This is a genomic window from Lutimaribacter marinistellae, from assembly GCF_042648365.1.
Taxonomy (GTDB): Bacteria; Pseudomonadota; Alphaproteobacteria; order Rhodobacterales; family Rhodobacteraceae; genus Lutimaribacter_A; species Lutimaribacter_A marinistellae.
In genome coordinates, this window is sequence record NZ_JBHRXI010000004.1 from 214,357 (window position 1) to 238,811 (window position 24,455).

The 24,455-nt window shown below is 59.0% G+C and carries 23 protein-coding genes and 1 tRNA gene; 5 read left to right on the top strand and 19 right to left on the bottom strand.

What is annotated here, in order from left to right; genetic code table 11:
• Nucleotides 1–13: 13 nt before the first annotated feature.
• The 3 genes from ACFORG_RS05580 to ACFORG_RS05590 all read left to right on the top strand — a co-directional run bounded on the left by ACFORG_RS05580 (nt 14) and on the right by ACFORG_RS05590 (nt 1,850).
• A complete protein-coding gene (locus ACFORG_RS05580; RefSeq protein ID WP_386734397.1) occupies nt 14–295 on the top strand; it encodes a type II toxin-antitoxin system RelE/ParE family toxin in 282 nt (93 codons plus the stop codon).
• Nucleotides 296–307: 12 nt separating this feature from the next.
• Nucleotides 308–601, top strand: a complete 294-nt coding sequence (locus ACFORG_RS05585; RefSeq protein WP_386734398.1) for a HigA family addiction module antitoxin — start codon at nt 308–310, stop codon at nt 599–601.
• A gap of 244 nt (nt 602–845) precedes the next feature.
• Nucleotides 846–1,850: a hypothetical protein gene (locus tag ACFORG_RS05590; protein ID WP_386734399.1), complete on the top strand. Its 1,005-nt coding sequence runs from the start codon at nt 846–848 to the stop codon at nt 1,848–1,850.
• 181 nt (nt 1,851–2,031) lie between these two features.
• Here ACFORG_RS05590 and ACFORG_RS05595 read toward each other — a convergent pair whose 3' ends face one another.
• The 4 genes from ACFORG_RS05595 to ACFORG_RS05610 all read right to left on the bottom strand — a co-directional run bounded on the left by ACFORG_RS05595 (nt 2,032) and on the right by ACFORG_RS05610 (nt 5,135).
• Nucleotides 2,032–3,585: a mobilization relaxase gene (locus ACFORG_RS05595; RefSeq protein WP_386734400.1), complete on the bottom strand. Its 1,554-nt coding sequence runs from the start codon at nt 3,583–3,585 to the stop codon at nt 2,032–2,034.
• Entirely contained in the window at nt 3,579–4,052 is a 474-nt protein-coding gene (locus ACFORG_RS05600; protein WP_386734401.1) for a plasmid mobilization protein, read from the bottom strand. Before ACFORG_RS05600 ends, ACFORG_RS05595 begins: the two co-directional genes overlap by 7 nt.
• Nucleotides 4,049–4,834, bottom strand: coding sequence for a hypothetical protein (locus tag ACFORG_RS05605; protein ID WP_386734402.1), 786 nt, complete (start codon nt 4,832–4,834; stop codon nt 4,049–4,051). The genes ACFORG_RS05600 and ACFORG_RS05605 overlap by 4 nt, the downstream gene beginning before the upstream one ends.
• A gap of 224 nt (nt 4,835–5,058) precedes the next feature.
• A tRNA-Arg gene (locus ACFORG_RS05610) sits at nt 5,059–5,135 on the bottom strand.
• A 115-nt stretch (nt 5,136–5,250) separates the two neighbouring features.
• Between ACFORG_RS05610 and ACFORG_RS05615 the strand changes: the two genes are divergently transcribed.
• Both ACFORG_RS05615 and ACFORG_RS05620 read left to right on the top strand, forming a co-directional pair.
• Nucleotides 5,251–6,276, top strand: coding sequence for a LacI family DNA-binding transcriptional regulator (locus tag ACFORG_RS05615; RefSeq protein WP_386734403.1), 1,026 nt, complete (start codon nt 5,251–5,253; stop codon nt 6,274–6,276).
• 2 nt (nt 6,277–6,278) lie between these two features.
• Nucleotides 6,279–7,484, top strand: coding sequence for a winged helix-turn-helix domain-containing protein (locus ACFORG_RS05620; protein ID WP_386734404.1), 1,206 nt, complete (start codon nt 6,279–6,281; stop codon nt 7,482–7,484).
• Here the strand turns inward: ACFORG_RS05620 and ACFORG_RS05625 are convergent.
• The 15 genes from ACFORG_RS05625 to hpaR all read right to left on the bottom strand — a co-directional run bounded on the left by ACFORG_RS05625 (nt 7,481) and on the right by hpaR (nt 24,410).
• Complete coding sequence (locus ACFORG_RS05625) at nt 7,481–8,398, bottom strand: helix-turn-helix transcriptional regulator (RefSeq protein WP_386734405.1); 918 nt, start codon at nt 8,396–8,398, stop codon at nt 7,481–7,483. The two genes, ACFORG_RS05620 and ACFORG_RS05625, sit on opposite strands and share 4 nt — an antisense overlap.
• A 109-nt stretch (nt 8,399–8,507) precedes the next feature.
• A complete protein-coding gene (gene boxA / locus ACFORG_RS05630) occupies nt 8,508–9,692 on the bottom strand; it encodes a benzoyl-CoA 2,3-epoxidase subunit BoxA (protein ID WP_386734406.1) in 1,185 nt (394 codons plus the stop codon).
• Between the two features lie 5 nt (nt 9,693–9,697).
• Nucleotides 9,698–9,865 (bottom strand): hypothetical protein, encoded by a 168-nt coding sequence (locus tag ACFORG_RS05635; protein ID WP_386734407.1) that lies wholly within the window; start codon nt 9,863–9,865, stop codon nt 9,698–9,700.
• A gap of 120 nt (nt 9,866–9,985) precedes the next feature.
• Complete coding sequence (gene boxB / locus ACFORG_RS05640; RefSeq protein WP_386734408.1) at nt 9,986–11,437, bottom strand: benzoyl-CoA 2,3-epoxidase subunit BoxB; 1,452 nt, start codon at nt 11,435–11,437, stop codon at nt 9,986–9,988.
• 45 nt (nt 11,438–11,482) lie between these two features.
• On the bottom strand, nt 11,483–13,144 hold the full coding sequence (gene boxC / locus ACFORG_RS05645) for a 2,3-epoxybenzoyl-CoA dihydrolase (RefSeq protein WP_386734409.1): 1,662 nt from the start codon (nt 13,142–13,144) through the stop codon (nt 11,483–11,485).
• Nucleotides 13,145–13,297: 153 nt separating this feature from the next.
• On the bottom strand, nt 13,298–13,684 hold the full coding sequence (locus tag ACFORG_RS05650) for a DUF309 domain-containing protein (RefSeq protein ID WP_386734410.1): 387 nt from the start codon (nt 13,682–13,684) through the stop codon (nt 13,298–13,300).
• 65 nt (nt 13,685–13,749) lie between these two features.
• On the bottom strand, nt 13,750–14,571 hold the full coding sequence (locus ACFORG_RS05655; protein ID WP_386734411.1) for an alpha/beta fold hydrolase: 822 nt from the start codon (nt 14,569–14,571) through the stop codon (nt 13,750–13,752).
• Nucleotides 14,565–16,103: a benzoate-CoA ligase family protein gene (locus tag ACFORG_RS05660; RefSeq protein ID WP_386734412.1), complete on the bottom strand. Its 1,539-nt coding sequence runs from the start codon at nt 16,101–16,103 to the stop codon at nt 14,565–14,567. The genes ACFORG_RS05655 and ACFORG_RS05660 overlap by 7 nt, the downstream gene beginning before the upstream one ends.
• Before the next feature lie 115 nt (nt 16,104–16,218).
• Entirely contained in the window at nt 16,219–18,030 is a 1,812-nt protein-coding gene (locus ACFORG_RS05665; RefSeq protein ID WP_386734413.1) for a feruloyl-CoA synthase, read from the bottom strand.
• Nucleotides 18,031–18,071: 41 nt separating this feature from the next.
• Nucleotides 18,072–19,571, bottom strand: coding sequence for a TRAP transporter large permease (locus tag ACFORG_RS05670; protein WP_386734414.1), 1,500 nt, complete (start codon nt 19,569–19,571; stop codon nt 18,072–18,074).
• Nucleotides 19,568–20,152 (bottom strand): TRAP transporter small permease, encoded by a 585-nt coding sequence (locus ACFORG_RS05675; RefSeq protein ID WP_386734415.1) that lies wholly within the window; start codon nt 20,150–20,152, stop codon nt 19,568–19,570. The genes ACFORG_RS05670 and ACFORG_RS05675 overlap by 4 nt, the downstream gene beginning before the upstream one ends.
• A gap of 64 nt (nt 20,153–20,216) precedes the next feature.
• The gene (locus ACFORG_RS05680) at nt 20,217–21,275 is read right to left on the bottom strand and encodes a TRAP transporter substrate-binding protein (protein ID WP_386734416.1); all 1,059 of its coding nucleotides are present in this window, start codon (nt 21,273–21,275) and stop codon (nt 20,217–20,219) included.
• Nucleotides 21,276–21,341: 66 nt separating this feature from the next.
• Entirely contained in the window at nt 21,342–22,544 is a 1,203-nt protein-coding gene (locus tag ACFORG_RS05685) for a 3-hydroxybenzoate 6-monooxygenase (RefSeq protein ID WP_386734417.1), read from the bottom strand.
• A 4-nt stretch (nt 22,545–22,548) separates the two neighbouring features.
• Nucleotides 22,549–23,247 carry a fumarylacetoacetate hydrolase family protein gene (locus ACFORG_RS05690; RefSeq protein WP_386734418.1) on the bottom strand — a complete coding sequence of 233 codons (699 nt, stop codon included), beginning with the start codon at nt 23,245–23,247 and terminating at the stop codon, nt 22,549–22,551.
• A gap of 725 nt (nt 23,248–23,972) precedes the next feature.
• Nucleotides 23,973–24,410, bottom strand: coding sequence for a homoprotocatechuate degradation operon regulator HpaR (gene hpaR, locus ACFORG_RS05695; protein ID WP_386734419.1), 438 nt, complete (start codon nt 24,408–24,410; stop codon nt 23,973–23,975).
• Nucleotides 24,411–24,455 lie beyond the last annotated feature (45 nt).

The following is a 24,455-nucleotide window of genomic DNA, read 5'->3' on the forward strand; positions in this document are numbered from 1 at the left end:
ATACACATTCGACATGATCCAAAACACCAAGGGCAAACTCGCTGCCAATGCCGTTAAGGGCAAGTACGGCAAAGGCTTCCCGGGTGACTTGGTGAAGCGCACGCGGGCGATGCTTTCGGCGCTGGATGCTGCGGTGGTTGTGGAGGATTTGCGGTTCCCGCCCGGCAACCACCTGGAAGAACTGAAAGGGGATCGGGCCGGGCAACACTCCGTGCGGATCAACGGGCAATGGCGTATCTGCTTTGTCTGGACGCCGAACGGCCCCGCCGATGTCGAGATTGTGGACTACCATTGAGAGGATACGCTGATGAGCTTGCTTGAAGACCCGATGCACCCCGGTGAAGTCCTGAAAGAGCTTTACCTTGATCCCCTGGAGATGGGGGCCATCGCGTTTGCGCGGCGTCTGGGCGTGCCTCGGACGCGGATCGAGCGGCTGATTAAAGGCACGACTGGGATCACGCCTGACACAGCGCTGCGCCTCGCCCGTGTGTTCAATACGACCCCGGCCTACTGGGTGAACTTGCAGACAAACTACGACATGGCGCTTGCTACGAAGGAGATTGACGTGTCTGATATCGAACCGGTTGTTGATGCAGAGTAGGCGTCAATGAAGCAAAGAAGGAGATTTGCCAATTGCTTACCTCTGAGTTCATCGCAGCTTGTATGTCTTTTGCGCGTTTGCGCGATTGACAAAAAGCCGAGACAACCGAAACGTCCAGATGTATTGCCGTGGGCACGAGTGTTCTTCGCATTCGGTTCCATAACATATAACTATGTAGGTCGGGGTCCCGAACGCTTTCAGTGTTCAGGCGATCTGGCGAGGAATACTATCATTTGAGATACTTATGGATATGATGCATTCAGCAAAGCGCGTCGCTGTCGAGTTCTTACAGAAGTTCGGAACAGTCTTAGGCTTCTTTGCTCTGATTTTTCTCGGGATATTGTTCTACCTGTTTGGATACTTTCATTCCCCAGTTCCAGAAGACGCCAAAGATGAATTGGTTTGGTATGCTCAGATCGCGCTTGATCTTGGAAGGCTCATTCTCATCAGCGCCATTCTTGGTGCTTTTGTTAGGTTCTTACACACATTTAAAGCTATCAGAGAAGTGGTTACAGACGTTTTCTATGGTGACGACATACTTAGAAGACGGAAAGATATCGATCAAATTTGGGCAAAACTGAGCAAGCATATTTTCATCCCCGATTTCTCCAACGAAAACGGCTTGAGCGATGATTTGCAGGATAGAATTGTTGAGCAACTGAAGGAGGGGATGAAGCACAACAAAACATTCTATGTCAGGTCGAGCGACCGCACAATCACAGTCAAATGGGCCGATGCTGACAACAACATTATCGACATCGTTGATTCATCTGTTGAGGAGTATGTCCCTTTCGAGAAGGGCGGCAAGATTACCTGGGAGCATGTTTTTTCGGCAGGAGATGGAGCGAAGAACGACGACTATTCTCCAGACTTCAGCGTGATAATCGACGGAAACACTGTTGTTCCCGAAAAGAAACAAGACGAGGCAGGAACCACGCTCACGTATGCTTGTGCGATGGAGGGAAGAGATCTATACAAAGTGACAAAGCGGTCCACACGAAAATGGGACATACAAGCTGACCCGTTGATCGTGTTTATTTCAAAACACATCGTTGAGTCTTTACGCTTAGAGATCAACTGCTTAGATGACGACATCCGACCATTTTTTGAAGAACATCACTTGACGGACAAATTTTTTGTGCAGCCTAACGAAGCAGGTGAGCAAAGACCGTCTGACTATGTTACACGCTGTACAGCACCGATTCTTCCAGGCGATGGATTTACCATAGGGTTAATCAAAGTTGCTTGAACCTTACAAAATAGTTTGCATGGGTAAGCTGTTGTTATTACATATGGTCTAGGCAGAGATGCAGAAACCTAACCTTCGAAAGGTAAGTGCGATGATGAAGTCCAAAGAGACTCTCGTATAAGCTATTGAATACACATGAAAAGGCCCGCTACGGCGGGCCTTTTCATGTGGAGTGATCTCATCAATGCCTCAACCCCCGCTCGGCATGCGCTTCCTGGCTGTCTAGCCGTCCCTCAATCTCTCCGCGGCGGCTTTCGCTAAGGTCAAGCTCTGCTGCAAGCTCTCGTTCAGCGTCTTGTAGCTCGCCTCGTCGTTCAGCAATCCTTTCAAGGCCTTCATGGATGCGGCTTGTGAACGAATGAGCAAGGTCACGCAGTCTTTCAAGCCAGCCAGCTCCCTCTCGATCCTGCCGGTCGAGCGTGTTTCCAAGGCGGTCAAATCCCTCGCGGAGGCCTCTGAGGCCGTTACCAACCGCTCGACGCAGGCGAGCAAGTCGCGTTCCAAGGCTGTCAGTTGGGTCATCTAATCCTCCTCGATCCGAATGCAGGTGACGTGTTGGCCGCCCATCGTGCAGCTCCTGAGCCGCGTCTTCGATGGGTCCAGGATCAGCCAGGTCCCCTCGGGCCGCTCGATCCGTGTCAGGCCCAGTTCCGTCAGCTCCGAGCGCGTCAGATGCACCGTCCAGAAGAAGCTCGCGGCCATCATCGAGGCGATCCCCGTCAACACCATCGCCACGATCAGCCAGGGTGAGATCGTCAGCCAAAGGCGGATCGACCTCAGTCGCGTCTCGAACAGGATCGCGGTCTCGTTCTGAAAGCGGCGCGTATCGCTCGCGATGGTATGCTGCGCGGCGCCCACAATGTTCTTCAAATCGATCCTGAAGTTCTTGAGCTGGGACGAGATCGAGGCGACGTGCTCGGCCCGGATCGTGTCGAGTTCCGCGTTCAGCTTCTCGCTCAGCCGGGTCGGCTTGCCAGTCTTCATGGAAAATCTCTCCTTTCAGCCGCCAGCGCTCGCCGGTGTCGGGGTCGCGGGCGGTGATGTAGGCCTTGCCGGTGCGTGGCAGGTCAAAGCCAGCGTCGGTGAGCGCGTCGATCATCGTCGCGCGGTCGGTGATCAGCCCGAGGTCAATCTGGTCCTGTATCCAGGCATGCAGCTCGTCCCGACCTTGGGCGCGGGTTGGGGCCTCGATGGTGTCGCGGACGTCCTGTGCCCGGTCTACGTCCATCGGATCGGCCCAGCCGTACCGCTGGTTCATCACGTCCCGCAGGCTGTCATAGGCGTCCTGGTAACCCGGCGGCGCGATATTGAGGCTCTTTCCCGTCGTCAGCTCCAGGCGCGGCGTGCAGAAATGAAGCTCGACCCGGCCTTCGTGGCGATGGCGGACCCAGAGCACCTCATATTGCTCAGGGTCCAGCCCCGCGAAGGCCAGATGCTCGAACCCGTCCATGACCTCGGTCTGCTGGTCCTCGGTCGGGTCGTCGCTGTCGGCAAAGCTGATCACGCCCGCCCGGTAGGTCCATTGGTGACGGCTGGCGTCTATTAGCGCCTCAGTGCGTTCGGGGTTGCCGCGCAGGACCTCGGGCAACGGGTCGCGCTTGACGGTGACCGGCTGGCCGTCTGCATCGCGGATCAGATCGCGGTTGCCGTCATAGGCCAGCACACGCTCGGCTACGAGATACCCGACCGGCCCCGCGCCTGCGCCTTTGCCGTTGGGGAAGAACTTGATCAGCACCGTCGCGCCTCATCGAGGAGCGCGGCGAGCTGGCGTTCGATCACCACCAGGCGGCGCGCGACGGTCAACGTGTCGAGGTCAGTGCGTCCGACCTTCATGGCGTGGTTCAGCCAGCGGGCAATCTGGTTGAGGTTGCCGCCGATGCGTCCAACGGCCAGCACCAGCGCAGGGTCAACGCGGGGGATGGGCTTGCGGCGGCGGGCCTCGGTGAGGCCAAGCGCTTCGCGCAGAAGCGTCGAAGCAGGCAAACCAGCAGCCTCGGCCTTGGCGCGCAGCTGGGCCTTCTCGGACGCGGTACAGCGGAAGACGAAGGTTTCTGTTAGCGGCTCTTTAGTGCGGGCTTTGTCCGCGCCGGTGGGGTTCGAAGGGGAGGCGTGCCGCCCCTCGCAAGGTCCCGTGTCAGCAGCGCCAGCGTATGACATGGGTCGCCTTGCTGTTTGCGCTTCGGTGGGATCGGTGATGCTCATGATCTGAGGCCCGCCGCTTGGATTTGCGCGTGTGTCACCAACTCTGCGGCCAATAGCGCATCGATCTGGCTGGGTGTAATGTGGCGGCAAAGCGGATGGCGATCCGTCACCCAATTCGCCAAGTCTGCCAGCATCTCAGCTTCCTTCGCCTTCGTCTCTTCTCGGCCCTTGGCAATGTCCTCGACATAGCCGCGCCAGCGTCCCGACTTGAACCAGTTGTCCGAGAAACAGACCTTCGAGCGGGTAAAGCCCGCGCTCTCCGTCGCGTAGGCCTTCACGGCCTGCGACAGGTCCTCGACCTCAGTCCCAGCGTCCAAAGCTTCCCTGATCCGACTAAGACACTCTGCCTCCCCACGCAAACGGTCGGGCGGATAGCAAGCCAGTATCTTCTCAGCCTCTTCATCCTCCGCCACCTCGCGCTCGCGCGTAGGAGGTTTATGGATGGTTTTAGGATGGTTTGGGGGCCGTGGTGGCCCCGGTACCCCGGCCACTGTGGCCCCCGTTCCGGGTCCAGTCTGGACGGGGTCCACTGTGGCCCCCGTCTCGATCTCGGGTTCGGCGGTGAGTTCCAGCGCCTCGACCCGGAAAAGATCGATCCGGTAAACGACAGTGAATCCGTTCTTGCATCCACGCGCCCCGGTCTCGACCAGGATGCCTTCCTTCAGGAAGTCCCGGATCGTCCGCTTGACGGTCGTCCCACCAAGCTCCGTATGCCGCTGGATCGTCCTCTTCGAACACCAGATGCCCGAACCATCGTCAGACGCCTTATCCGCCAAAAACATGATGATCTGCTTGCGCGTCGCACTCCCGAACTTTCGTTCCGCACACGCGTTCGCCACACGCCAGCTCATGAGAAAGCCCCAAAAGCCGCACGGACGTGCGAATTTTGTACAGGATTTGTACGAGATTTCGGTCGTTTTCGGGGAATTCGGCGGAAAACGAAACGGGCGTTTCTGCACGCTTCTGCAGAACCCTTTGCAAATAAGTCATATTTTTCAGGTGTTTTTGGCGACCCCGGCAGGATTCGAACCTGCAACCTGCCCCTTAGGAGGGGGCTGCTCTATCCAATTGAGCCACGGGGCCACTCGTGGGACTCTCTAACCGGGAAAGAGACCGTTGTCACCGCCTTTGCGGGTAGTTGAACATCTCGGTCTGTTCGCGCTACCATCGGGCAACGCAAAACAGGACGGATCCAGCCTTGCCCGCCGACACAAAACGCCCGCTTACCCTTCGAGATGTATCCGAGGCGTCCGGCGTCTCGGAGATGACCGTCAGCCGCGTGCTGCGCAATCGCGGTGACGTCTCGGACGCCACGCGGACCCGCGTTCTGGCGGCGGCGAAAGAATTGGGTTACGTGCCAAACAAGATCGCCGGTGCACTGGCATCGAACCGCGTGAACCTTGTTGCAGTGATCATCCCGTCATTGTCGAACATGGTGTTTCCCGAGGTTCTGACAGGCATCAACAAGGTGCTCGAGCATACCGACTTGCAACCGGTCGTAGGGGTTACCGACTACCTGCCTGAGAAGGAGGAGAAGGTTCTTTACGAAATGCTCTCCTGGCGGCCGTCGGGTGTGATCATCGCAGGGCTCGAACATACCGACGCGGCGCGTGCGATGCTGAATGCGGCCGACATCCCGGTAGTCGAGATCATGGACACCGATGGCAAACCGGTCGATGCGATGGTCGGCATTTCGCACCGCCGGGCCGGACGTGAGATGGCGCAGGCGATCCTTAAGGCCGGATACAGGCATATAGGGTTCATGGGGACCAAGATGCCGCTGGATCTGCGGGCACGTAAACGCTTTGAAGGGTTTACCGAAGTTCTGGGAAAAAACGGTGTCGAGATCGAGGACCGGGCTTTTTATTCCGGTGGCTCAGCCCTTGCAAAGGGGCGAGAAATGACCGCGACAATGCTGGAACGTTCGCCCGAGCTCGATTTTCTGTATTATTCGAATGACCTGATAGGCGCAGGCGGCCTTCTGTACCTTTTGGAGCAGGGCATCGATGTGCCGGGACAGATCGGGCTGGCTGGGTTCAACGGGGTGGAGCTGTTGCAGGGCCTTCCACGCAAACTGGCCACGATGGATGCCTGCCGGTCCGAGATTGGGCGCAAGGCGGCTGAAATCGTTGCACAACGGCTGGAAGATCCCGATGCCGAGATCGAAACGCGCATTACCCTGACCCCGACAATCAGCTATGGCGATACGCTGAAGCGGCGCTGATCGTGGCGCTTGCGAGGCTTGAGAACCGTGCCGCGCGCGCGCATTTTCTAGGGCGTCATGCTCTTGCCCAACTGCCAACCGATTCCGGCGACGGTGGCTCTCTGCTTGAACTGATTGAGCGGTTGGGTTTCGTTCAACTGGACAGCATCAACACGGTCGCGCGGGCCCACGACATGATTTTGCACGCGCGTAGAACGACCTATCGCCCGCCGCAACTCAAACGCCTTTACGAGACGGATCGTGTCCTGTTCGAGCACTGGACACATGACGCGGCAATGATCCCGATGGCCTTCTATCCGCACTGGCACCTGCGGTTTCAACGTGATGCGGACCTGCTCAGGTCGCGATGGGCATCATGGCGGCGCGACGGGTTCGAAGAGAAATTCGATACCGTTCTGCAACATGTCAGGGATCACGGGCCTGTTACGTCCTCGGACCTTGGGCAGGACGAGAAGAAATCGTCAGGCGGATGGTGGGATTGGCACCCGTCGAAAACGGCGCTGGAATATCTCTGGCGATCCGGCGCGTTGACGGTGGTTGGACGTGACGGATTCCGAAAACGCTATGACTTGACCGAAAGGGTGATCGAGGAGCATTTGTACCCGACCATGAACCCGAACGCGGCCGCGACGATAGACTGGTTGTGCAACGCGGCGCTTGACCGACTTGCCTTTGCCTCATCTGGCGAAATCGCCGCTTTCTGGGATACAGTCACCGCGGCCGAGGCAAAGGACTGGGTGGCACGGGAATTGGCCGGGGGCAGGCTTGAGAGGATCGTGGTACTGGGTGCGGATGGCCGACCGAAGGAAGCCGTGGCCCGTCCCGGCCTTGTCGACAGCGAGTGTCCCGTCGCGCCCGGAAAGATGCGGGTTCTCAGCCCGTTCGACCCGGCCTTTCGTGACCGGAAACGCACCGAGCGGTTGTTCGGTTTTCACTACCGGATCGAGGTCTTCGTGCCCGAGGCCAAACGGCGATACGGCTATTACGTTTTTCCTTTGCTGGAAGGGGACCGTCTCGTCGGTCGTGTGGACATGAAGGCGTTTCGCGAATGCAGAGAGTTGCGCGTGCGTGCCCTGTGGCCCGAGAGGGGCATCAAATGGGGCCAAGGCCGCCTATCCCGTTTCGAAGCAGCTCTGGACCGGGTCCGGCGCTTTGCTGGAATGGATCGAACGGTATTTCTGAATGAATGGCTACGGGAACCGATCTAGCCCGTAAAGCCGCGCTCCTGAACCAACTCGGCAAGCTGTTGCAAAGAGGTTTCCAGCGGTTGGCCGGACGTATCCAACTGGGCCTGCGCCTTGGCATAAAGCGCTTCGCGGCTCGTCAGGATCGATTTCAGCTGTTCCATCGCTTCGGGATTGCCTGCCATGGGACGTTCATCCCCCTGCGCGCGAACCCGGTCCATATGTTCGACTGGCGTGGCACGCAGCCAGATCGTGTGAAACCGGCTAAGCAACGTATTGTAGGTGTCGGGTTCAGCGACAATTCCTCCTGCGACGGCAAGGATCATGGATTCATGCGTGGCGATCACCCTGCTGACGGCCTGCGCTTCGAGCTTGCGATATCCCTCTTGCCCGTAAAGCGCCATCACCTCGCCCACAGGCATACCAGCCTGTTCCTCGATCTCGTCATTGAGCTCGACAAAGGGAAAACCCAATTCCTCGCCCAGCATCGCACCAAGCGTGGACTTGCCCGCCCCACGCAAACCGACAAGGCAGATGCGTTGCGCGCGCATGACCTCGGCCGGTTCCGGTTTGAGCAAGCGCATCACGTTCGCCTGGACGTCGCTGCTGGCCTCGCGGAACAGGTCAGTCACACGCAGCGCGTCCGATGTCCAAGGATCCTCTTCGCCGACTAGCCATTCGATCCGGTGATCTAGCGCGATGGCCACCCGCTGCAACAGGCCGATGGAAATATTTCCCTCGCCCGCTTCGAGTTGAGCGAGATAGCGCGGCGATACCCCGGAAATCTCGGAAAGAACCCGCCGCGGAATACCGCGATGTTCCCGTGCCCTGCGCACCCGCTCACCCACGCGCGTAATCAATGCCGAAACGGATGCATCCGCGATGTCCCGCCCGCTATGTGAGGTACTCTCGCCCCTGAAATTGGTGATTTCGCTCATGCACCCCTGCAAGTCTTTTGTGTGAAATATTGCACAAATTTAGGCCGACAGGAAAACCGGGGCAATGAAAAATGCCCCGGTGCATGAGATGACGACCTATGACGCTGGGTCAGTAAGTTTCGACGTGATACCGCCCGTCTTCGCGCATCCGGTCGCGGATCTGGGGCCAATCCATACCTTTGGAGCGCGCGATATCCTTGAACGCCTCCTCGACGCCCTGCTCCATCGCCTTTAGCCCGCAAATGTATATGTGGCCGTTGGGATCGGACAGAATGTCGGAGACCTTGTCGGCTTGTTCGCGCAGTTGATCCTGTACGTAGTGCTTCGGACCGCTCTCTTGCCGGGAAAACGCGAAATGCTTGGCCATGAAGGTTTCGGGCACTTTCTTGAGCGGCCCGAAATACGGCAGCTCTTCTGCCCGGCGTGCGCCAAACACCAGCGTAAGGGAGTCACGGACTGACGGCGCCTCGCGCTGGCGACGCATTGTGAAAGCTCGGAAAGGGGCCGAGCCGGTACCGGTGCAGATCATCAGCAGATGCGCATTGGGATCGGACGGCAGAAGGAAAGTCGCGCCGAAAGGACCGGTCACACGAACGGTATCGCCTGGCTTGAGATCACAAACAAAGTTGGAGCAGATGCCATGCTCTTCGCGCTTCACCGTCAGCGAGAGGTTGTTGAAATTCGGCCGCTCGCCGTCACGCGGGCTGGATACCGAATAAAGCCGGGGCAGATGAGGGTTCCCGTCGGCATCTTCGCCCGGCGGGATGATTCCGATGCTCTGACCTTCGAGAACGGGGAAAGGCAGCGCACCGAAATCGAGGATGATATGGCGCACATCGCTGTCGCTCTTGTCAGATGTCAGCCGGAAATTTCCGGTCACTTTCGCCTCGGCCGGCTTGGCGAGGTTGTACATGTTGATGGTCGGCTTGGATGCGGTGGCCGGTGCCTTGGATTTGCCCCCGGCACCTTTGTGCGCCTCGGCAAGCAGTGCAGCCATCGCGTCGTCCAGCGCCTCGACACCGCCGGATTCGGGGCCGATATCCTCTTGCGGTGGCAGCTCCATCCACTCGTACTGGTCTTCGAGAGAATAAGGTTCGTTCACCACGCGCCATTCGTCGATCGAACCGGTGGGGCAGACGGGAATGCAATCCATGCAGAAATTGCACTTGGATGCATCCACGACCACGTTGTTCTCGTCATGCTCAATCGCCTCGAGCGGGCATGTCATCTCGCAGGTATAGCAGCGGATACAGATTTCAGGATCGATGAGATGTTGCTTGATCGGCTGGTTCATGTCGATCAGCGCCGCTTGGTAAGGATCACGTCAGGCAAGGTCAGTGCTTCGATCAACTGCTTGCACAAACCGACACAATCGGAACATCCCACACAGGGTCCCTGAAGGGTCGACAACTGGTCGGCAACAATCTCGACATTGCGGTTGGGTGTTTGGGAGCGGTCGATCTGCATCTGTTTGGTCCCTGTTTCGAATGGGTTCCAGTATAGCGATACGAGCTGGCGAAATCCGGTCAAGCCTGCAATTCGGCAAACCTTGTGTGTCGGGCCGACCCTGGCCGGCCCGATCTGGTATTACGCCATGTGAAGTTTGACATATTCAAAGTCGCCCGGCTTGTTGTCGATGCCGACCTTGGGCGGGGCGATCCAGCTGGCATACTGGCCTGCTTCGTAGCAGGGGTTCATCAGCGAAGCGATGAAGTCTCCATCCGCGTTGGTTGGCAACCACTCGGGCAGGCCTTTGTCGTACTCCGCGCCGCTGACCATCTGGCCCTCAGGGTTAAAATGCTTGTCGGCGAAGACGCCGATCTTGCGGTTGAAGGACTCGTGCGGCAGCGACATTTCGAAATCGATGCCGTACTTCTCGATGATCTTGTTCCAGCGCTTCACGCCGCCCGCCGCGTCACGGGTGTAATCGTCACGCAGCCGCATGTTGATTGCGGTCAGGGCCGGGACCTCTCGCTGAACGGCCTTGCCATCCTCGAAATCCCAGACGGTATATGTGTCGCCCTTGAGTTGGTGGTCGTCCTTGAGGCGGCTTTCCATGTAGCGCCCCTTGATGCCCGCGTTGAAGGCATTCGCCGCATTGGTCGACACCTCTTGCCCGAACAGGTCGAGCGACAGCGTGTAATGCAGGTTGAGCTTTTTCTGGATGAGCGGCAGGTCGATCACGCCCAGATCGCGGATCTTGGCGGTGTCATAGGGATCGTCGATCCCGTTCTCCTTCATCACCTGGCATGTCCGCTCGATCGTACGGCCGACTCCGGTCTCGCCGACGAACATGTGGTGCGCTTCCTCGGTGAGCATGAAGCGGCAGGTGCGGCTGAGCGGGTCAAAGCCCGACTGGGCCAGCGACTCCAACTGCATCTTGCCATCGCGGTCGGTGAAATAGGTGAACATGAAGAACGAGAGCCAGTCGGGCGTTTCCTCGTTGAAGGCGCCCAGCATGCGCGGCGCCTCCTCGCTGCCCGAGGAGCGGCGCAGCAGGTCATCCGCCTCTTCCCGACCGTCGCGACCGAAATACTTGTGCAGCAGGTAGACCATGGCCCAGAGGTGCCGGCCCTCCTCGACATTCACCTGGAAGAGGTTGCGCATGTCGTAGAGCGAGGGCGCGGTCAGGGCCAGCATCCGCTGCTGTTCGACCGATGCAGGCTCGGTATCGCCCTGGATCACGATCAACCGCTTGAGCATGTTGCGATACTCGCCAGGCACTTCCTGCCATGCGGGTTCGCCGAAATGCTCGCCACAGGGAATGGTGCGGCCCTCAACCTGCGGAGCAAGCAAAACACCCCAGCGATATTCGGGCATCTTAACGTAGTCGAACTTGGCCCAGCCCTTCGGGTCCACGCTTACCGCGGTCCGGAGGTAGACAAGGGATTCCTGAAAGTTCTGAGGGATCAGGTCATTCCACCAGTTGATATAACCGGGATGCCATTTCTCCAGCGCTTTCAGCACCTTCTTGTCCTGGCTCAGTCCCACATTGTTCGGGATCTGGGTATCGTAACTTACGTTGATCAGGTCGAGCATGTCTTTTCCTCCTTGGTAGGGCCGCAGCCCCTTGGGGCGTCCCCCTCAAACACGTTCCATGTTGTAGTCACCCCGGACACCAGTTCCGTAGCGCTGCAAGGCACCATCAGGGCCCACGGCGTTCGGGCGCTGGAAGATCCAGTTCTGCCAGGCGGTCAGGCGGCCAAAGATCCGGGTTTCCATGGTCTCTGGACCGACGAAGCGCAGGTTCGCTTCCATTCCCGTCATCGCGTCCGGTGAGAAGCTTGCACGCTCTTCCATGAATACGCGCACCTCGTCTTCCCAGTCGATATCGTCGAGTGCGTAGGTCACAAGCCCCAGCTTTTCCGCTTCATCTGCCTCAAGTGCCTCGCCGATATGTTCACGCAGTTTCTCGGCCTCATCCGGATCAGCCCAGAAGCGGTTGGCCAGACGGCTGAGGTCGTTGCTCATTGGGTAGGTGCCGAAATTGCTTTCGCTGAGGGTCACGGCGGCCATGGGCCTGTTATCGCCCTCGAATTCTTCGAGCATCATGTAGGACCGGTCGACGGCCCACAGGATCTCGGCAAAGACTCCGGCAAAACAGGAACCGTGCTCAACCAGGGCGACAAGGCTGCGAGAGGTCATGTCGATCCGCTTCAGGACGCGCTTCCAGTACTTCAGGATCTCGTTGGCCAACCAGAAATTGGCATTGTCGAGAAGCATCTTCTCATGCGCCAACAGCTTTTCCGGATCGCCCTGGGTGCGGAAAACGAGCAGGCCGATCTCGCGCTCGTTGAGGCGCAGATGCAGGATGGCGTCATCAAGCTCTCGCGCGACGCGCAGAAGGTAGCCATCGGCACCCGAAGCATGCAGCGCGTCGGTCGATGCCGGCGCATCCTCGTCAGGCCCCTTGATCGTGATGGTCGCGCGGCCCTGATCACGTTCCATAGCGACTTCGACCAAGGAGTAGCTGACCGACCCGTCATCGGCAAAGCTGCGCGACAGCGGGGTCAGCTCGATACCGGTCGCGCCGGAAGGTTTCGCGGATTGAGACGCAAACTCCTTGGCCCTTTCCTGCACCGTTTCACTGAATTTGGAGTTGGGCACGACCTCGTCGACCAGCTTCCAATCAACCGCGCGCTGGCCTCGGACGCCCTCTTCAACCGAGCAGAAGACATCCGCGAGGTCACGGCGCACTTTGCGTTTATCCGTGACGCGCGTCAGCCCACCCGTGCCGGGCAACACTGCAAGCAGCGGAACCTCGGGCAGCGCCACCGAAGAAGAACTGTCATTGGTCAACATGATGTAATTGCAGGCCAACGCCAGCTCATATCCCCCGCCGGCACACGAACCCTGCACCGCTGCTACGTATTTCTGGCCCGAGTCCTCCTCGGCGGCTTCAAACGTGTTACGTGTTTCGTTGGTAAACTTGCAGAAATTTACCTTGTGCGCGTGGCTCGCGCCACCGAGCATCCGGATATTGGCCCCGGCGCAGAACACACGATCCTTTCCGGATTGCATGACGACGACCTTGACCTCGGGATGCTCGAACCTCATCCGCTGAACGATGTCGGCAAGCTCGATATCCACGCCCAGATCGTAGGAATTTAGTTTCAGCTCGTAGCCATCGAACAGGCCACCCTTCTCATCCACGTCCATGATGAGGTTGGCGATCTCACCATCGTATTCGACGCGCCAATGGCGGTACTTCGACGGGTCTGTCTGAAAGTCGATTCGCTGCGTCATTCGAAGGCTCCGGTCTTTTCGGTGTCTCGAGCACCCTACATGATAAAGTGCATAGAGACAACCCGGATAGGCATCATAATGCACAATCAAAAGTGTTTATAAACAGTAGTTTGCCATATTGTGCAAATTTGGTGCATTTTTTGAAAGGAATTTTTATGCTTTATATTGCATATCTTGAGAGATTCGGCCGCGTAGAGCCTTGATCCGATCGCTCAAGCTTTGCGGCGGCAAACCCATCAACGTTTCAACCCGCAGCGGCCGTGACAAGCACTCGTCAGCGATATCACACAAGCGCAAGGCAGCGGCCGGACGCCCCATGAGAACCTTCAATTCGGCATTCGCCAGCTGGATCGCGGCCCGGGCAAGACTGCGTTCAGCCGAGTTGGGCGGCAAGGCCATCCATACCGGCTCCCAGAGTTCGTGCGCCTCCCAAAAGAAACCTGCGCGAAAGAACTCCCAGCCGCATAACCATGCGTCGCTTTCCGAAAGCTCGGCCTCCGTCATTCCCGAGACGGCAGTGTCACGGATCGCATCGAACAAACCCTCGGGGTGCCGAAGAGTCCGACCCGGGACATAGGCATGAGGCGGCAACGCGCATGGGCGCTTCACACGATCTCGACCTCGGCGGCTTCGATCCGCTCCAACCGGGCGACAAATTCTTCGATCGCTTTCAAGACTGCATCTGGCGCCTCCAGATGCGGGGCGTGCTGGCAGTCGAGGATGCAGGTCTCTACCGGGCTGTAGGCACGGGTTTCGATCTCTTCGATCTGGGCAAGGGTTCCGTACTGGTCCTGGCGCCCCTGAATGGCCAGGACAGGAATCCGAAAGTAATCGATTACCTCGGCAACGTTCCACCCCTTGAAACCGGGATCGCGCCAAGCGTCATTCCAGCCACGAAATGCGCCTTCTGCATCCTTGTGATACTTGCCCATCCGTTCGCGCAGACCGCCGGTTTCGAACGCAGCCGCTGCGCGCTCGATTTCCGCAAGGCCCATGTCCTCGGTGAAAAAATGCGGCGCCATGAGGATCAATCCCCGTATGCGATGATCTTCGACCGTGCCGGCATGAATGGCGGCAATCGTTGCGCCATCTGAATGCCCGAACAGGATACAGCGGCGAATGCCGGCCTGATCGAGAACATGCGGCAGGACATCCTGTGCCTCACGAGTCATGAAATCGAGTGGTCGCGGAAGGGTGACAGGGTCCGATTGACCGTAGCCCTGCCGGGAATAAACCAACACACCCATGCCGGTACGCTCGGCCACGCGAGCAGGAAAATCGCGCCAGAGCGCGACACAACCCAGACCTTCGTGAAGCATGACGATAGTGGGCGCCTGATCCGGCGAAGGGCCGTGACAGGCATACTCCAACGCGACTCCGTTGATATTCATGCGTTGTCCGGGCGTGTCACTCCATTCGATCAACATGCTTCTTCCCTCAACTTGAACCGCTGGATCTTGCCAGTCGCCGTCTTCGGCAGGTCATCGACGAACTCGATCCAACGCGGGTATTTCCATTTGCCGACCTTGTCCTTGACGTAGTCTTTCAGGTCGGCGGAGAGCGCATCGCTGTCGCCCGCTTCCTTGAGCACGATATAGGCCTTGGGTTTTTCCAGCCCCTCGCCGTCACGCGCCGGCACCACGGCCGCCTCCAGCACCGACGGGTGAGACACCAATGCCTGCTCGACCTCGAACGGCGAAACCCAGATTCCCGATACCTTGAACATGTCGTCGGTGCGCCCGCAATAAACGAAGCGGCCGCCCTCGGTCAGCTCGTACTTGTCCCCGGTCCGGGTCCATTCTCCCTCGAACGTCGTCCGGCTTTTGTCGCGCTTGTTCCAATAGCCGTCGGCGGCCGACGCACCACGCACTAGCAACTCTCCAAGACCGCCCGGCCCGACATCAACGCCATCTTCGTCAACCAGACGAACCTCGTAACCCGGTACGGGCTTGCCAGACGTGCCATAGACGACATCCCCTGGCGCGTTAGACAAGAAGATGTGCAGCATCTCGGTCGACCCGACCCCGTCAAGGATATCCACCCCCCACAGGTCATGCCACTTCTTGCCGATTTCCTCGGGCAACGCTTCCCCAGCCGAGATGCAGCGCCGCAGGGTGACACCCGGCACACCTTGACGCTCCAGCAGCGCAACAGTGGCGGCGTAAAGCGTGGGAACACCGCAAAAGATCGACGGCTTTTCGGCCTCGATGATCTCGACGGTGCTGTCCGGGGTCGGCCTGCCGTTGAATAGAATGGATTCGGCACCAACCGACATCGGAAACGTCATCGCGTTCCCCAGGCCGTAAGCAAAGAACAGCTTTGCCGCCGAATAGACGGTGTCATCTGGCTGGATACCCAGAACCTGTGCGCCGTATGTGTCAGAGGTCGCCTTGAGGCTCGCATGAACGTGCCGTACACCCTTGGGCTGGCCGGTAGACCCCGAAGAATAGAGCCAGAACGCCGTGTCATCATCCGACGCCGTGACCGTTTCACCCGGTTCGCAGCTTTCGGTGAATGCGTCGAACGTCACGGCTCCCTCGGGCGCGTTGCTCCCGATCAACACGATCTGCTCGAGATACTCCGAGTTCCGCGCAGCCTCCTCGACCACGGGCCAAAGCTCCTCGGAGACGAAGAGACATGCGGCGCGACTGTCCTTGAGAATGACATCATAGACCGATGTCGCCAAAAGCGTGTTGAGAGGCACGGGAATGACGCCTGCGCGGATGCAGCCCCAGAAGATCTCGGGAAACTCGATCTGGTCGAGCACCAGCATCGCTGCGCGGGCCTCGCGCGGAATGCCGCCACGACGCAAAGCCGTTGCGACACATGCAGACCTGTCGGCAAGCTGCGCATATGTTATCCGGCGCTTTTTTCCAGCAGCTTCACGAAAGGCGAAGCGGTCGCCCCAGCCCTCTGCAACATGGCGGTCCAGGAAATAATCAACCGCGTTTCCGGTCATGGTCTTCCTCCCAAAAGACGTCTGCCCTGATCGCGCAACCGGCGTGACGCCCTGCACGACTCGTCAGAAGCAGTAATGCACCCCGCCGAGAATTATGCAAGATATTGCTCAAGACTTAAGCATTATTTTGCACACTCAGCTCGTCAACCCGGATCACGCACGGATCAGCAGGCGCATAGAGCCTTTCCAGCAACGGGGCCCGGCGGTTCAGAATCTTGCGAAAATTCAGGTTGCCTTTGGCGGTGATCTCACCCTCGGCCATGGAAGGCGGTTCGGACAGGATCATGATGCGCGCTATACGCCCCGACGACCCCTTGTCGCCGTTGAAGGCCGCGACCCGGGTGCAAAGGTCATCCGCCACGGCGCCGACGTCGAAAGCGCCGCTCGACTCCTCCAGCCCCTTTGCAAGCGCCGGCGTTGGCACGATCATGAGCCCGACCTCGTCTCGCGCTTCCCCGGTTACGATCACATCCTGGGCGAGCGGCGCGAGAGCAACCAGCAGATCAAGCCGCATCGCGGTGGCACGCACCCAGATTCCGGACGCGAGCTTGAAATCCTCTGAAATCCGGCCGTCGAAACGCAAGCCACGGTTCATGTCGGATGGATCGACGAATGTCATGGCGTCGCCGGTACAGAAAAACCCGTCCTCGTCAAAGGCGTCCCTGGTTCGTTCCGGGTCGCGGAAATACCCGGGAAAGATGTTGGGGCCGCGAACGCGAACCTCGTACCGGTCGTCTGTCTCAGGCACCAGCTTGACCTCGACACCGGCAAGCGGGACGCCAAGGATACCCGGACGATCCGCCGGGAAGTGCTGGAACAGGCAGGCAGGCGCGGTTTCCGTCAGGCCCCAGCTGGTAGTGATTAGCGGTGCCTCATCACGCACCTCAAGCGCCATTTCCTGCAGATCGTTCCAGACATCCGGCGCCAGCGAAGCCCCGGCGTAGAAAAGCATGTCGAGATCGGCAAAAAAGTTCTGCTTCAACGCCTCGTTCCGACGCATCTCGTCGCGCAACTGGGCAAAGCCAACCGGTACGTTATACGCGATAGTGCCATTCATCAGCATGTTGTTCTCGAAACTCTTTCCGATCAACGCGGGGGCCGGTTTGCCTGCATCGATGTAAAGAGCACCACCGCAGGCGAGCATCTGATTGAAATTGCTCGATCCGCCAAAAACATGGTTCCAAGGCAGCCAGTCTACGAGTCGCGGCGGTCTTTCGGTGAGGAACGGAAGAGCACGCTGGTATTGCGCCTGGTTCACGCACATCATGCGCTGGGTCGTGATGACGCCTTTGGGGTGCGAAGTTGACCCGGATGTCATCAGGATCTTGGCAACAGTGTCGGGGCCGACACTGGCGGCTGCCTCGGAGATATCAGCGCCGTCGCGCATCAGGTCATCGACCGTCATCATGCCTTGACCGGCGTTACGGGCAACCAAGTGAAGACGACCGGACAACGCTTCCATCGCCAGCGCCGACGCGAAGACCTCGCCGTCCTCGGCATAAACCATGGCCGGGTCGATCAGATCGGCGATGTATCGAAGCTGCGCCTGGGCTCCCGGGATCAACGCATATTGTTCGGCCACCGGAACGATGGGCACCCCGACATATTGAGAGGCAAGCGACAGCAGCCCATGGGTGACGCTGTTGCCGGAAATGACCAGCAATGGCGTGTCTGGCCCCATTCCACGTGAAACAAGCCCGGCCGCGATGGCTCTGACGTGTTCCAGAGCCTCGCCATAGGTTTCTTCGCGCCAGCCGGTACCGCTGCGTTCGGCAAGGAACACACCTTGTGGCCTCTCCTCGGCCCAGCGGTGCAGCCAGTCCGACGACCGCGCGACCGGTTCTGGCAGCGAATGTGCCGATCGGAGAAGGATGACGCCACCCTCCGCATCCTCGCGCCGAACATCATGTGTCATGTAATTTGTCATGGTGCCCTCCCTTGCACCGTGACCGCGACGACCTCTCCTCCCTATCCGGGCAACAGGAAAAGAGTGATCGCCGGAAAGGCCACCAGCAGTATCACCCTGAAGATGTCCGACGCCACGAAGAAGATGACCGCCTTATAGGTCTCGACCATCGGCGTTTTTCGATCCATCGCATTGATGATAAACAGGTTCATGCCGACCGGCGGTGTGATCAGGCCAACCTCGACCACGATCAGGACAAGGATCCCGAACCAGATCGCCACCATTTCAGCCTCGATCCGGTTGGCCATACCTTGGGTCATGCGGATATCGAGAGCGCGCATCTGCTCTCGGGTCAGTTCAAGACCGGTGGCGATCGCCTCCTGAATGGAAGCGAGCATTTCCGCGCCCATCCCCTCGGGCACGCCCACGGCGAGCACCTCTCGCGCAAGATCTGCCTGCATGGCCGCAAGATCGACCAAGCCGAAATCCATCGCCGAAATCACCGGGAAAAAGATCGGGATCGTCAGCAGGATCATCGACAGACTGTCCATCAGGCAGCCGAAAACGAGGTAGAAGCACAAGATCAGGATCAGCACCACCCAAGGGCTGAAACCTTGGCTGACAACGAAATCGGACAGTTGCTGCGGAACTTGTGTCAGGGCAAGGAAACCATTGTAGAACGCAGCGCCGAGCACGATGAAAAAGATCATTGCCGTTGAGCGCGCCGTTACCAGGAACGAGTCGATCAGCGTTTCGCGGTTCAAGCCGCCGTTGAGCCAAGCGATGAAACCGGTGCCGAACGCACCGACGGCCGCACCTTCGGTCGGTGTGAACCAGCCCAGATAGATGCCGCCCACAACCAGGCCGAAGACGAGCAGAACGGGCCACACGCGCAGCAGGGCAGCAAAGCGTTCCGCATAGGGGACCGGCGGGCGGACACCTGCGCTGTCAGGATACAGGCGAACGTAAATCGAGATCGCGATCACGTAACCGATCGCAGCCAGGATACCGGGAATGAACGCGGCAAGGAAAAGCTTGGCAATGTTCTGTTCGGTCAGGATCGCGTAGATGACAAGAACGACCGACGGAGGGATAAGGATGCCCAACGTACCACCGGCCGCGAGCGTCGCCGTCGAGAAACCGCCCGCGTAGCCGTATTGCTTCAGTTCCGGCAGCGCGACTCGCCCCATCGTTGCCGCTGTGGCCAGCGAAGAGCCGCAGATCGCACCGAAGCCGGCACAGGCCCCGATAGAGGCCATGGCCACACCGCCACGTCTGTGCCCAAGCCAGCCTTCGGCCGCCTTGAACAACGCGGTCGACATCCCCCCCAAGGTCGCGAAATGGCCCATCAATAGGAACATCGGCACGATGGAGAGCGAGTAGCTGGAAAACGTCGTGAAGGTTTCTGTCTTTAACCTTGCGAAGGCGACGGTCGTACCATCCGTCACAAGGATCAACCCGACGAGGCCCACGAGGAACATGGCCAATCCGATCGGTACGCGCAGAAAGATCAGCGCCATCAGCGCCGGAAAGGACGCTATCCCGATTTCGAGCGCGGTCACTGGGTGGCCTCCACACCATCCCAGATGAGAATTCGCCCGGTTATGAATTCGTAAGTTCTAACTCCGGCCATGTAGACTCCCACGACGGCCGCCGCGAGCGCCGCACAAAAACTGAGCGCAAAGGCCCACCAGATCGGGAATTCCAGCAGCAATGTCGTCTCGCCATTGCCGAATTTGTCCATCGTTCCCTCCAGCAATCGCCATGCGATGAGGCACAGGACAAGGGCGAAGGCGATTTCGATCACCATTCGAAGAAAGCGGTTTACCGATTTCGGAAAGCTGTTGGCCAGAATGTCCACCGAGGCATGCCCGGCCGTGATCTGACAGAGCGGCAGGAAACAGAAGATGGCAAAGGCAACCCCGGCCTCGACCAGTTCGAAGTCTCCGTTCACCGGGCCAACACCAAGGTCGAGCAACCATTTCGCCATCCCCGGCGCCAGTCCCTCGATCAAATCGCTGTGCAGACCACCATTCAGCAGACGGCCGAGGATCGACACACAGGTAAGAATGATCAGAGCCGAAAGCACGATCCCCCCGACGATGGCCAGAAACCTGGCCAACCCCATCATCGCCTTGTGCATGATTGCCGTCCCCGTCCGTAAGTGACCGTGGCGCGCCTACGCCACGGCCGTTGGCTTCGTCCCGTCAGTTTTCGTATTGCGGGGTGTATTTCTCGATCAGCATGTTCGCCTCGTCGATCAGCGCCTGACCGTCGATGCCCTTGCTGTCCATGTCGGCAATCCACTCGTCATAGATCGGCTGCGCGATCTCGCGCCAGGCGGCCGTGTCGGCCTCGCTGATCGTGATGATGTTGTTCCCGAGATCGAGCGCGACTTCGCGCGCCGGCCCGTCGGAGTCGGCTTGTGTGCCGCCGGCAAAGACCGAGAATTCAAGACCGGAATTGTCGTCGATCACTTTCTTCAGATCGTCGGGCAGGCTGTCATACTTGTCCTTGTTCATGGCCAGGACAAAGGTCAGCACGTAAAGGGCGCGGCCTTCGAACTCCGTGTGATTTTCGACAAGCTCCGGCACCTTGAGCGCGGTTGTCACTTCCCACGGAATCGTTGTGCCGTCGATCACGCCCTTGGAAAGCCCTTCGGACACGGCGGGAACGGGCATACCGACCGGGGTTGCGCCCAGCTTGGTCAGAAGCGAGTTGACCGAACGCGAACCGCCCCGGATCTTCATCCCCTGCAGATCCTCCGGTGCTTCGACCGGGTCCTTGGTGTGGAAGATGCCCGGCCCGTGAACCCACGTGCCGAGGATCTTCACATCCTTGAACTCGGTGTCTTTCATGTGCTTTTCGAACATTTCCCAATACGCATGACTTACAGCACGGGCGTTGGTCATCATGAAGGGAAGCTCGAACACTTCGGTCGAGGGGAAGCGGCCCGGTGTGTAGCCGACCACTGTCCACACGATATCGGCAACACCGTCGATCGCCTGGTCGATCAGCTCGGGCGGCTTGCCGCCCAACTGCATCGACGGGTAGCGCTCGACCTTGATACGGCCACCCGAATCCTCTTCGACATTATCGGCCCACACATCCAACACCAGTTTCGGCACGTTGGCTTGCGCCGGCAGGAACTGGTGAAGCTTCAGTGTCACCTCTTGCGCCAGCGCCCCCCCTGCGCTGAACCCAGTTGCCAGTGCGGCAACGGCTGCGGCACCAATGACGCCCAGCAATCTTCTGCGATAGGTCATGTTTTCCTCCCTGTGACCCCCTAGAGCACTATAATGCCCAATAAGGGCAAGAATGCAATATACTGCTTATTCGTGTCCGGTAGAAACCTTGGCCTCCAAACCGGTGCTTCCGTACAGCCACTCGACCGTAGCGTACCATTCCTCGTCTGTCTTGGCGCGCATGATGGCGTTGCGCAATTCGGCATGTGCGCCTTCGGGGTGATAGACATGCTGCCCGATCTCGCGTGACTGCAACTGGACGCGGGCGGTGCGCAGCCGTCGCTTCTCGCAAAAGGCCGCGAGTCGTTGCGGAACCGGCGAGTCGGTTTCGAACTCGGCTGACAGGCACACGGCGTCCTCCATCGCCATGCAGGCACCTTGGGCAAAATACTGCAACATCGGATGCGCGGCATCGCCGAGCAGGGCGACGCGCCCGTCGACCCATTGCATGACCGGATCGCGGTCGCACAGAACCCACAACTTCCAGTCTCGCCCCCGGTCTATGATCTGCTGTGCGCGAGGGTGTACGTGTTCGAAACCCTTGCGGACCTCATCATGGCTGACAGGTTTTCCTGCGACCGGTTCGGGCGCGTCGTTATGGTAGGTGACGACAAGGTTGAACGACTTCCACCCCGACAGCGGGTAGTGCACGATGTGGCATTTGGGCCCTGCCCACAGTGTGGCAGCGTTCCAGCGCAGATCTTCAGGCATATCTTCGACCGGAATGACCGAGCGATAGGTCGTGTGCCCGGAAACACGCGGCATGCCGTCACCCAACATCTGGCTTCGCACCCTTGACCATAGACCATCGGCCCCGATCAGTGCCTGACCAGCGACCCGAGTACCGTCCTCCAGAACCGCCTCGACACCGGTGTCGTCCTGCTCATAGCCTTCAACGGCGCTATTGGTTCGCAGCTCGATCAATGCGTTTTCGTGACAGGCTTTGAGGAACACACCGTGAAGCTCCCCGCGGTGAACGACAGCATAAGGGTTCCCCATCCGTTGCCGAAAGGGATCACCCAGCGGGATGCGCGTGATTTCTTGCCCGGTCAGAGCATCCATCAAGCGCAGGTTGTCGATGTAGACCGCCATGGCGCGAGCTTCGTCCCCGACGCCAAGGAAATCGAATGCGTGGAACGCGTTGGGACCCAATTGTATGCCTGCGCCGATCTCTCCCAACTGAGACGCTTTTTCCAGAACCAGTACACGGTGACCGCGTTGGGCAAGCCCGCAGGCGGCGGCCAATCCACCGATCCCACCGCCCGCAATCAGGATTGGCTGTTCTGACATGCTCTCATTCCGGATCGGTCAATGTCAGGGAAATCGGGTCGAGCCCGTCGATACCGCCAGTGATCCGGTCGCCGGCAACGACTGGGCCGACACCAGCCGGTGTACCAGTCAGAATCAGGTCGCCCGGTCGAAGGTGATAGTACCCCGAAAGATGGCTGACGATTTCGTCCACTTTCCAGATCAATTCTTCAAGGGTCGCGTCCTGCTTGACTTCTCCGTTGACCTCCAGGTGAATCCTGGCACTGTCTTCAGGCGACCACTCCGTGGCCTTGGTGAATGGCGCGAAAACGGCCGATTGCTCAACATCCTTGCCAAGGTCCCACGGTCGCTTCTTTTCCCGCTCTCTGATCTGCTGGTCGCGCCGCGTCATGTCGAGCGCGCATCCATAGGCATATACGGCACCCCAAGCGTCCCCACGCGGTACCTTGAAGGCCGGGGCGCCGATGGCCAGTGCCAGCTCCATTTCGTAGTGGTAGTTCTCGGTTCCCGGCGGATAGGGAACCGATGCCCCGCTCAAGATCGCGTTCGGGGCCGACTTGGTGAAATAGAAAGGAGCCTCCCGATCCACCTCGTTTCCCATTTCCGCAGCGTGAGCGGCATAGTTCCGTCCAACGCAGAATATCCTGCCGACCGGATACATTGAGGTCTCGCCATTCACAGGAATTCCTGGGATTTCGGGAAGGGCGAACAGGTGGTCCGTCATGATGGGCGCTCCTTTGCGGCACGGCGTTGGGTCGCCCAGCGCATCAATTGAAGCATCCGCCATACGCGTCGCAAAGCGTCCCTGTCCGACGCTTCGGCGATCCACCTACGACATGACCCCCCTGCGGATCGGAACGACAAATCTGGCCTAGCGTATTCAGGGAAGCTGTTTTCTTGCAAGCCAGTTCTTGCGCCGTCTTCGCGCCATCTCACGCCCAAGGCTCGGCGGAAACCTGCGCACAATTATAGGTTGCTAAGCAAGAAAATGCGAAAGTGAGAAAAATCGTACGAAAACGCTTGATCGATTTGCCGAAACCCTTTCTGATGCAACCCTGTAAGGCAAGTTGAAGCCCTTACCAAGCGCGACACCGAATCGACATCAGGCCGAAGGACACCACCACTCATCTACCTATGGTAGCATCTCTACATGAAGGTGGAGGACGCTACCGGCGCCGACAGGAGGAGCGGCGCCACAATATTTGCCGCGCAAAGCCGACCCGGCAGACCGTGGCAAGACAGAACCCCGGCCAATTCCGGTTGCCGTCCCCAGATCGCGGCCGGAAGCGCATGATGGAATTTCGACATCTCGCGGTTACCGGGGTATCGGTCCGAGCGGCGGCTCAGAACCCCGCTTGAACGGACCGAACAGGGCCAGGTAGGCAGCTACCGTTTTGACCTGGCCTGCCTTCCCACCGGAGAGATCCCCCTCCTCTCCGGTGGGAAACCTCAGTTTTCGTCTATCGTATCCAATGCATTGAGCAGATCCAGCAACCGCTCATATTCGTCATGGCCCAGATGCGCGCGGATCCGTTCCGCAGCGACAATGCTCGTATCGAGGTTCTGCGCAATCACCTCGCGCCCGGACGCCGCAATCTCGACGATCTGCTTGCGCCGATCGTCCGGATCCCTCCGCCGGGTAATCAGCGCTTTCTCTTCTAGCTTTTGCAGAATTCGCGTCAGGCTCGGCAGTAGCAGACAGGCCTGTTCGGAAATGCGTGTCGGGTCTTGCGGCCCTTCTTCATCCAGAACCCGCAAGACACGCCATTGTTGCTCGGTGATGCCGGCATCGGCCAACATGGTGCGTATCGGTCCCATGACGCGTTCGCGGGCGCGGAGCAAAGCAATGGGCAGAGATCTGGAGGTGCGCGGTAAATCCTTAACCATAGCAGAGTCTTGCGCATATCCGGGGCAAGCGCAACGAGCGATTGG